Here is a 924-nt window from a genome sequence, read left to right as displayed (position 1 = left end):
GGGAGGGCGGGTCGGGCACGCGCGAGGCGCTGGAGGATTTTGCGCGCAGTGAAGGGGTTCCGCCGGCGGAGTTGCAGATCTTTCTTGTTCTGCCCAGCAACGAGGCTGTGCGTCAGGCGGTGGAGGCTGGTGCCGGCGCGACTATAATTTCCGAGCTCGTCATTGCGCGTTCGCTGGCGGAAGGCAGCTTGCGATCCGTGCCGGTCATTCTGCCGAAACGCGATTTCGCCATGATTACCCATCGCGACCGGCAGGCGAGCCTCGCGCAAATGGCGCTCAAGGCGCATCTCACCGGCAAGCAGAACGCGTCGTCAACGGGGAGGGGCTAGAGCAAGGAAGCGTCAGGCGAATTTGCGCCGCGCATCAAGCGCGAGCCCAAGCCCGACCGAGCCGAACATATCGCCTTCGATAACCGAGGCCTGCGGCACCAGCGAAAGGATCCGCCGCTTTGCCAGCGGGATCGCCGTCGAACCGCCGGTGAGGAACACAGCGGTGATGGCCGAAGCGGGAACGCCTGCGTCGGCAATCGTTTGCCTGACCGTCGCGGCCACCCGTTCGATATCGCCGCCGATCGTCTCTTCCAGGCCGGCGCGCGTGATCCCGGCCGCGAAGCGTACGCCGGGCAGCGACACCTTCACCTCGGCCCAGGAATGTTCTGTCAGCGCGATCTTGGCCCGTTCGACCAGGCCGGCCATCGCATGGCCGTAACGATGCTCGACAATGTGGATGAAGCGGTCGACGAGATCGGCGCGCTCGGCTTCGAAGCGGATCTGCTTCAAATCCGACATCGCCTTCGCAGTGTAAATGAGATTGATGCGCTGCCAGGTGGCGAGGTCGATGAAATAACTTGCCGGCAGATTGCGCTTGCCGTCCTTGGTCGGGGTCAGATAGCCGAGCTCGGGCATGATATGGGCGATGCTAAGC

At 63.7% G+C, this 924-nt stretch carries 2 protein-coding genes; one reads left to right on the top strand and one right to left on the bottom strand.

The features are described 5' to 3' along the window. Positions 1-329: LysR substrate-binding domain-containing protein (locus tag EOA60_RS34955; protein ID WP_245502705.1), on the top strand; the 329-nt coding region annotated here is incomplete at its 5' end. 12 nt (positions 330-341) lie between these two features. Here the strand turns inward: EOA60_RS34955 and EOA60_RS34950 are convergent. Beyond that, on the bottom strand, positions 342-924 hold a 583-nt coding region (locus EOA60_RS34950), incomplete at its 5' end, for an Hsp70 family protein (RefSeq protein WP_164899867.1).

This window comes from Mesorhizobium sp. M1A.F.Ca.IN.020.06.1.1 (genome assembly GCF_004023265.1).
Lineage (GTDB): Bacteria > Pseudomonadota > Alphaproteobacteria > Rhizobiales > Rhizobiaceae > Mesorhizobium.
This window is presented reverse-complemented; position numbering and strand designations above follow the sequence as displayed.